General features: G+C 60.1%; 10 protein-coding genes and 1 tRNA gene. 4 read left to right on the top strand and 7 right to left on the bottom strand.

Features of this window, described 5'->3' with window-relative positions; translation table 11 throughout:
- The 3 genes from M3O22_01930 to M3O22_01920 form a co-directional block, all read left to right on the top strand.
- Positions 1–430: RNA methyltransferase (locus M3O22_01930; protein MDP9195517.1), on the top strand; the 430-nt coding region annotated here is incomplete at its 5' end.
- Between the two features lie 100 nt (positions 431–530).
- Entirely contained in the window at positions 531–1,262 is a 732-nt protein-coding gene (locus M3O22_01925; protein MDP9195516.1) for a hypothetical protein, read from the top strand.
- Between the two features lie 136 nt (positions 1,263–1,398).
- Positions 1,399–1,473 (top strand) — tRNA-Thr (locus M3O22_01920).
- A gap of 26 nt (positions 1,474–1,499) precedes the next feature.
- Here the strand turns inward: M3O22_01920 and M3O22_01915 are convergent.
- From M3O22_01915 to M3O22_01900, 4 genes are all read right to left on the bottom strand, one after another.
- Complete coding sequence (locus tag M3O22_01915; protein MDP9195515.1) at positions 1,500–1,964, bottom strand: helix-turn-helix domain-containing protein; 465 nt, start codon at positions 1,962–1,964, stop codon at positions 1,500–1,502.
- A gap of 370 nt (positions 1,965–2,334) precedes the next feature.
- The gene (locus tag M3O22_01910; GenBank protein MDP9195514.1) at positions 2,335–2,814 is read right to left on the bottom strand and encodes a VOC family protein; all 480 of its coding nucleotides are present in this window, start codon (positions 2,812–2,814) and stop codon (positions 2,335–2,337) included.
- A gap of 207 nt (positions 2,815–3,021) precedes the next feature.
- Entirely contained in the window at positions 3,022–3,921 is a 900-nt protein-coding gene (locus M3O22_01905) for a magnesium transporter CorA (protein MDP9195513.1), read from the bottom strand.
- A complete protein-coding gene (locus M3O22_01900; protein ID MDP9195512.1) occupies positions 3,918–4,112 on the bottom strand; it encodes a hypothetical protein in 195 nt (64 codons plus the stop codon). Before M3O22_01900 ends, M3O22_01905 begins: the two co-directional genes overlap by 4 nt.
- A 60-nt stretch (positions 4,113–4,172) precedes the next feature.
- Here M3O22_01900 and M3O22_01895 point away from each other — a divergent pair, with 60 nt between their 5' ends.
- Entirely contained in the window at positions 4,173–4,940 is a 768-nt protein-coding gene (locus tag M3O22_01895; GenBank protein MDP9195511.1) for an inositol monophosphatase family protein, read from the top strand.
- 2 nt (positions 4,941–4,942) lie between these two features.
- Here M3O22_01895 and sdhD read toward each other — a convergent pair whose 3' ends face one another.
- The 3 genes from sdhD to pgk form a co-directional block, all read right to left on the bottom strand.
- Positions 4,943–5,347, bottom strand: a complete 405-nt coding sequence (gene sdhD, locus M3O22_01890) for a succinate dehydrogenase, hydrophobic membrane anchor protein (GenBank protein MDP9195510.1) — start codon at positions 5,345–5,347, stop codon at positions 4,943–4,945.
- A gap of 9 nt (positions 5,348–5,356) precedes the next feature.
- Positions 5,357–5,746 carry a succinate dehydrogenase, cytochrome b556 subunit gene (gene sdhC, locus M3O22_01885; protein ID MDP9195509.1) on the bottom strand — a complete coding sequence of 130 codons (390 nt, stop codon included), beginning with the start codon at positions 5,744–5,746 and terminating at the stop codon, positions 5,357–5,359.
- A gap of 232 nt (positions 5,747–5,978) precedes the next feature.
- Entirely contained in the window at positions 5,979–7,355 is a 1,377-nt protein-coding gene (gene pgk / locus M3O22_01880; GenBank protein ID MDP9195508.1) for a phosphoglycerate kinase, read from the bottom strand.
- Positions 7,356–7,384 lie beyond the last annotated feature (29 nt).

The following is a 7,384-nucleotide window of genomic DNA, read 5'->3' as shown; positions in this document are numbered from 1 at the left end:
GGACCAGGTGACCGATCCGCACAATGTGGGCGCTGTCCTGCGCTCGGCCTGCGCCTTCGGTGCCATGGCCGTGTTTCTGACAGAAAAGAACGCGCCGGATACAACACCGGCCCTGGCGAAGTCCGCATGCGGCGCGCTGGAGCATGTCCCGCTGGTCCGTGTGACAAACCTGGCCCGGGCCCTGAGCGACCTGCAGAAAAGTGGTTTCTGGTGCGTGGGTCTGGCCGAATCGGGCCAGAGACTCCTGTCCGATGTGGATCTGACAGGAAGGACGGCCCTGGTTCTGGGGGCGGAAGGATCGGGCCTGCGCCGCCTGACCATGGAAACCTGCGACGAGGTTGTGCGCCTGCCGGCCACCGGCCCTATCCCCAGCCTGAACGTCTCAAACGCCGCTGCTGTGGCACTGTACGAAGTTGCACGGCGCCGCTGACCGCCCTGCCGGAAGTACCCCGACAGATCCAGGAGCTGGCAGGAACCCTTGCCGGAAAGACCTTGTTTGTCCTGTGACACCAACAAGGAGGAGGTCAGCAATGGCACGCAATACCCGGTCACAGTCCGGCGGAAGTTCCCGTCGACGCAGCAGCCAGCAGGGAGAAGGACGCAGCTCTCCCGAGCGCGACGAGGAAGGCCGCTTCATGAGTGAGGAAGACTATGAAGGCCAGGACGTGGAATTCGAGGAAGACGATGATTCCTCTTCCTGGGAAAGCGAAGAAGAGGATGACGGAGACACCCGGATGACCTCCGGCCGTTCCCGTTATGACGAAGGTAACGGATACCGGAGCCGCAGCCAGGATCAGGGCCGGAGCCAGCAGTCCCGCAGCCAGGGCCGCAGCCGGAGTGATAACCGGGGTCAGAGCCGTGGTGGCTGGTTCGGTGATCCGGAAGGGCACTCGCAGGCAGCCCGCCAGGGATGGGGAAATGAAGACCATGGGCCCAGCGGCTGGTTCGGTGATCCGGAAGGTCACTCGCAGGCTGCACGTCAGGGATGGGAAAATGAAGACCATGGGCCCAGCGGCTGGTTCGGCGACCCGGAAGGTCACTCGCAGGCTGCACGTCAGGGATGGCAGCAGCGCTCCGGCGGACGCTCCTCCCGGGGTTCCTCATCTTCCCGTTCCGGAGAGAGGGGTTCGTCGTCCGGTGGACGCGGCTACAGCAGCCGGGGCGGAGAGTACGGCGGCCGCAGCGGTTACGGCGGCAGCGAGTACGGCAGCCGTGGCGAAGGCTCGTCCGGATCGCGCAGCAGCAGGCAGGGAAGACGCTGATCCTGCACATATGCAAGTACGGGATATGGCAGCCGGACAACCGGCTGCCATTTTCTGTTCCCGGCCATGCCAACAAAAACTCTTGAGCTTGTTATCTTCCCGGCCTATTGTCCGCCCGGTCCAGGGTATATTCCGGGCCGGCTTAGCTCAGCGGTAGAGCAGCGGTTTTGTAAACCGAAGGTCGGGGGTTCAATCCCCTCAGCCGGCACCATTATTTCCCGGTCCTTCCCGGCCGGGTCAGGCTGGATCATCTCCGCCGGCCGGAGTTGCCGCCCGCAGCATATCCAGGCAGGTCCTGCGGGCCGCCTTTGGCGCCGAGTTGTAATACCGGATCAGGCTTACATGTTCGCGCCCCAGAGACAGGGACTCCTGCTCCTCCGGAACGGACAGTCCATCAAAAAATGCAAGCGGCGTAACCCCGAAGATCGTCGACAGCTGGTACAGCCTGGAGGCGGAAATCCTGTTTTTTCCCAGCTCGTATTTCTGCAGCTGCTGGAACGTCAGGCCCATGGCGCGGGCCACACTTTCCTGGCTCATGCCGCGCATGACACGGATACTGCGTACCTGCCGCCCCACATGTCCGTCGATTTTTTTCAGCTCATCCCTGGTGATGAGAACCGGCGGCCTGTTCCAGGATTCATGGACTGACAGGGATTCATGGCCCGCCTGGTGTTTTTTCCGGACCGGATTTGCTGATGTCATGGCCAACCCCGCGGACAAAAAAGCCACCATGCCTGACAGACATGGTGGCCGGGTGTTAGCAGACCGTCTTGCAACAGCCACGACGACCTTTAGGCCGAAGCCCTGGACATGCGCCGCCGCCACCCGGCTCTGTGCCAGGGGCGGCAAATATCGTTTTGCCGTACGTGCAAGACAGACCTGCTACAGTCCGGCCCCGCCATTTTCAGACAGGACAGCTTCAGTATAACCCCGATTGCGGAAAAACAGCAGAGATAAATGCCCATTACCTCCCTTCAGCATTAGGTATTTTTCTTAATTTAAATGGAAGCCCTAAAGGAGCCCTGCATTGGAAAAATACCAACGATACTGAAGTTTTCCGGACTTGACCGGATCAGCGGACAGCATGCTGTTTTTCATAATCCCGGCCCCGGCGGGTCATCTCTTCAGGCGAGAGGTCTTCAATCCTGGTGGCCAGCCACCAGACATTCCCGCCGCTGTCACGTACACCGCCACTGCGATCACCCCAGAACTGGTCTGCCGGCTCCATGACTGACACAGCCCCTGCCGCAATCGCCTTTCTGTAATACGCATCGGCATCGTCCACATATACATAGAGCATGGCAGGCATAGCGTGTTCCTTTTTTCCCATGGAATCAGCCAGCATAATCAGGGAATCGCCGACCCTGACCTGCGCATGCCAGATCGTACCGGTGCTGTGACGCATGAGAAAGATTTCTTCCGCACCCAGGGCCGTTTTCATGAATTCAAGAACGCGGTCCGCCCCTTCCACCATCAGGAAGGGAATAACCCTGGAAGAACTGTTCCGGGTGTTTTCTCCCACCGGGGGTTCCACCTTGCGGACTGTTTCCATGTCTGTTCTCCTGTTTCTGTAAAGGCACAAAAGATAAACACACAGGAGACTCAAAAAGCTCCAGAGTGTACCCGTCAGTCGACGCAGAATGAGCCAGATGACAAGGCTTTCGAGAACCGGCGCGCAGCGTACATAAATGTACGTGAGCACCGGGAGCGGAGAAAGCTGAAGTCAGATGGCCATTATCCGTTTGATTGACGGTACACTCTAGCGCAGCCAGCCCCTGTACCTGATATAGACCAGCGGCAGAAGAGAGGTCAGAAGGGTCAGCAGGATGACCGCCGGAAAGCCGTGCCTCCAGCTGAATTCCGGCATGACGGCAAAGTTCATGCCATACAGGCTGGCGATCAGGGTGGGTGGCAGGAACACCGCCGTGATGATGGTGAAGATCTTGACGATCTGGTTCTGCTTGATGTTCAGGGATGCCAGGACAGCGTTCTGCAGGTACCGCACCTTGTCATGCTCGAACGCTGCATGTTCCTTGACCCCGTTGATATCGGCCCGCAGGTTGCGCACCTGGGCCTGCAGGTCGGTCTCGCTCTCGGCAATCTCGATATCCAGATACCTGGCCGCCCGGGCCAGGGACAGCTGGCTCTCCAGACAGCGGGAGATCAGCTCTTCCCGTGTGTTCAGATCAACCATCGTGTCGCTGATGTCCCCGACACCCACTTCCCTTTTTGTATTGAGGGAACCGGTAATGGCCGTGATGGCGTCCGAAGTCTCCTCCAGCGCCGTACCAATGGAGGCAATCACCCTGCCGGCCTGTTCGTTGAGGACCTGCAGGACAAGGCACAGCAGGGTTCTGGGATTGTCCAGGGCTTCCGGATGACGGCGGATGTAGCGCAAGGCCGCCGCAAACGGCGGGAAGTTTTCCTGGTCCTGGAGAGTGATAAGCTGCCGGTCCCCCATCATGATGAACAGGGAACTGCGCCGGGCGATTCCCTCCGGACTGCGGACCATGACCTGCAACGGCAGATAAAGCCAGTTCCCGTCGCTTTCCATATCAGGCACAGTGCTGATATCTGCCCCTGTCATGGCCTGCACAGCCTGCCTGTTTTCAGGGGTCATGCCGATCATCCGGACCCAGAGGCTGTCAATATCTGTCATTGTCCCTCCGGAGCAGGAACGCTGAAGTGTTCATGGGCCGGAGACGGGGACGAGGTCACAGTGGTTGTCCCTTCCGGCTGCAGGTAATGGATGGCCAGAAGAATAAGGCTCATGGCCCCGTAAAGCACCAGAACGGCCAGGATCACCTCGCGCTCCAGACTGTATCTGCGCTTTTCCTTTTCTGTCGCCATGACCCTGTCCTGCCTCTGTGTCATGATGCTATTGTTTTACACAAACTGCCGGAGAATGCCATGCCTGCCGATTTTCTTTCCCTGGTGCATACGCTGGCCGATACGGCGCGGGAAATTGCGCTACGGTATTACCGCCAGCCTGTGCCTGTGGAAATCAAGGCAGATGCCTCGCCTGTCACCCTGGCGGACCGGCAGATTGAGGAACGGCTGCGGAACATCCTGGCCGACCAGCGCCCTGACGACACCGTTCAGGGGGAGGAGTTTGACAGGACCACCGGCACCAGCGCATTCACCTGGCTGATAGACCCCATCGATGGGACGAAAAGCTTTGTCATTGGTCGTCCGACTTTTGGTACGCTGATTACACTGTGCCAGGGAAATACCCCTGTCCTGGGCATGATGGATTTTCCAGTCACGGGGGAACGATGGATCGGCGGCAGGGATCAAGCCACCACCTGGAACGGCAGACCCGTCCGTACCCGGTCCTGTTCCAGGCTGGATCATGCATACGCGGGTATTTATGATCCTGCCTACAATGGACCATTGGGAAACACCTGGATTTCCCGCCTGACAAAGGCTGTGCGCCAGATGAACTGGCATGGAGATTGCTATTTTTATGGACTGATCGCCAGTGGGCATATGGATCTGATTGTGGAACCCAAAATGAGTCCTCACGATTTTCTGCCCATGGTCCCGGTAATTGAAGGGGCCGGAGGCCGGGTGACCGACTGGCACGGACGCCCCCTGACCCTGAAAAGCGAGGGCCATGCGGTAGCTGTTGGCTCACCGGACCTGCTGGCGCAGATCCTGCCTCTTTTGCAGAAGTAAAATCAGGAAGGGTTTCCAAAAGCGACTGTCAGGACGCTGACAGTACACGCCAGGCCCAGAACCAGAAGCACACCGCGGACTGCCGCCAGGGCAAAAAGACGACGCAGGGGCGTCTGGACATAGTCTGCCAGAACCTCCTCCAGCCCCACGGCGGCATGGTGGAACATGAACACGATGTTCAGGATCAGCAGTGACGCATTAAGCGGTTCGCGGATCCACAGGACCAGAACCTGATGATACACACCCAGGTGCCTGATCAGGGAATAGACCAGCCACAGGTTCAGGGGGACCAGCGCCAGGGACGCCAGCCTGTAACCCAGCCAGTGATGGGTGCCGCTGTGGGCTGATCCCAGGCCACGGGCCCGGCCCAGCGGAGTGCGGAAAGAACGGGATGTGCTGTTGTCCATGGTCCGGCCTCAGGGAATGATGGCGGTGTATGCGGCAACCAGGGTGATGACCGTCATAACGGCCGTTCCCGCAACGACGGCCCATCCGGACCTGTAGACAGCCTTCAGGGACAGGCCATAGCCGGCATCCCACACCAGGTGACGGATGCCGTTGAGCATGTGGAACCACAGGGCCACCGTCCAGCCCATCAGGATCATCTGGCCCAGCCAGCTGAGCACGAAGTCCTGCATGACCCTGTAAGGTCCGGGGCCTGAAGCCACGGCAATGATCCACCAGGAAAACATCAGCAGGCCAAACACCAGCGCCACACCGGTGAAACGGTGGGTGATGGACAGCAGCCACGTCAGCTGGGGCTGGTAGATCTGCAGATGGGGCGAGAGCGGGCGGTTGTCAGACATTAAGACCTCTTCCATAACTCCGACCGGGACGGGTGACTGCTGTGTCACTGCGGTGCTCGAATCCTCACGTACGTCATGTACGCTGCGGTTCTGCGCTCCTCGTTCCTTGCATTCCCCTCGTCCCGACGGGTTCTGCAAGAGGTCTGTGGTTTTCTATGGACAGGACTACGCCCCCTTCCCTCTCCAGTCAACAGGACGAAACTATACCTCTCCCCTTGAGGGAGAGGTAAACTCAGGCCACTTCCTTGCGGGCCTGCGATCCGGCCATCAGGGCGGCGACACCGGGCAGGGTTTTGCCTTCCAGCCATTCCAGGAACGCCCCGCCGGCTGCGGACACATAGCTGAAATCATGATCAGCGCCCGCAGCAGCAAGCGCCGCCGCCGTATCGCCACCACCGGCCACGCTGAGGATGCGGCCCTGCCGGGTCAGGCTGGCTACGTATCCGGCAACAATGTTGGTGCCGGCATCAAAGGGTTTGATCTCGAACGCGCCCATGGGGCCGTTCCAGACGACCGTTTTGCAACCCTGCAGTCTGGTGGACAGCATGCCCGTGCTTTTCGGGCCCACGTCCAGAACCATCTCGTCAGAAGCGATGGCGTCCACAGACACAATCCGGTTTTCAGCCCCGGCCCTGAATTCCTTCGCCACAACAGCGTCCACAGGCAGGATGATCTCGCAGCCGGCCGCCTTTGCTGTTTCCATGATCGCCCGGGCCTGGTCCGCCATGTCAGCCTCGCACAGGCTTTTGCCCACGTTCACGCCCCGGGCGTACAGGAAGGTGTTGGCCATACCGCCGCCCAGCGCCAGCATGTCGACCTTTTTCACCAGATTGCCCAGCAGGTCCAGCTTGGTGGAGATCTTGGCCCCGCCCACAACGGCCGCCACAGGACGTTTTGGCGATGTCAGGGCGTTTTCCAGCGCTTCCAGCTCGGCCTGCATCAGACGACCGGCCGCGTTAGGCATCAGACGGGCCAGAGCCTCGGTCGAGGCATGGGCCCGGTGTGCCGCTGAAAATGCATCGTTGATATAGAGATCCCCCAGCCGGGCCAGACGCGCGGCAAAGGCGGGATCGTTCTTTTCCTCTTCCGGATGAAAGCGCAGGTTCTCCAGAACCACCACATCGCCGGGCTTCAGGGCTGCCACAGCGCCCTCCGCCACCGACCCCACACAGTCACCGGCAAAAGCCACGGACCGGCCCATGGAGCGGGCCAGCTCGGCCGCCACGGGCTTCAGGGAATTCTGCGTATCCGGCCCCCCTTTCGGACGGCCGAAATGGGACAGCACAACCACCTTTGCCCCCTTCCCTGCCAGCTCGTTCAGCGTAGGGGCCAGCCGGTCCAGGCGCGTGGTGTCCGTCACTTTTCCGTCCTGCATGGGCACGTTCAGATCAGCACGCACCAGAACGGTTTTTCCGGAAACCTGGAAATCATCGAGAGTTCTGAATGTGCGCATGGAAGGTCCTTCTTTCAGTACAAACCGGCGGGAGCAATAGGGGCAGTCGACCCTGCCGTCGCCCTCCAGCGTCAGCCACACCCGGGGATGGCCCAGCGGACCATTGCCACCGTCGCAGGGAGCTGATGCTGTATCTACAATAACTGTCTCGGTCATGGGTTCCGGCTCTCTGTGCCTTGAAAAAC

The organism is Pseudomonadota bacterium, from assembly GCA_030775045.1.
In the GTDB taxonomy this organism is placed as follows: domain Bacteria; phylum Pseudomonadota; class Alphaproteobacteria; order JALYJY01; family JALYJY01; genus JALYJY01.
Note: the sequence above shows the minus strand (reverse complement) of the source record. Positions and strands in the feature narration are given on the sequence as shown.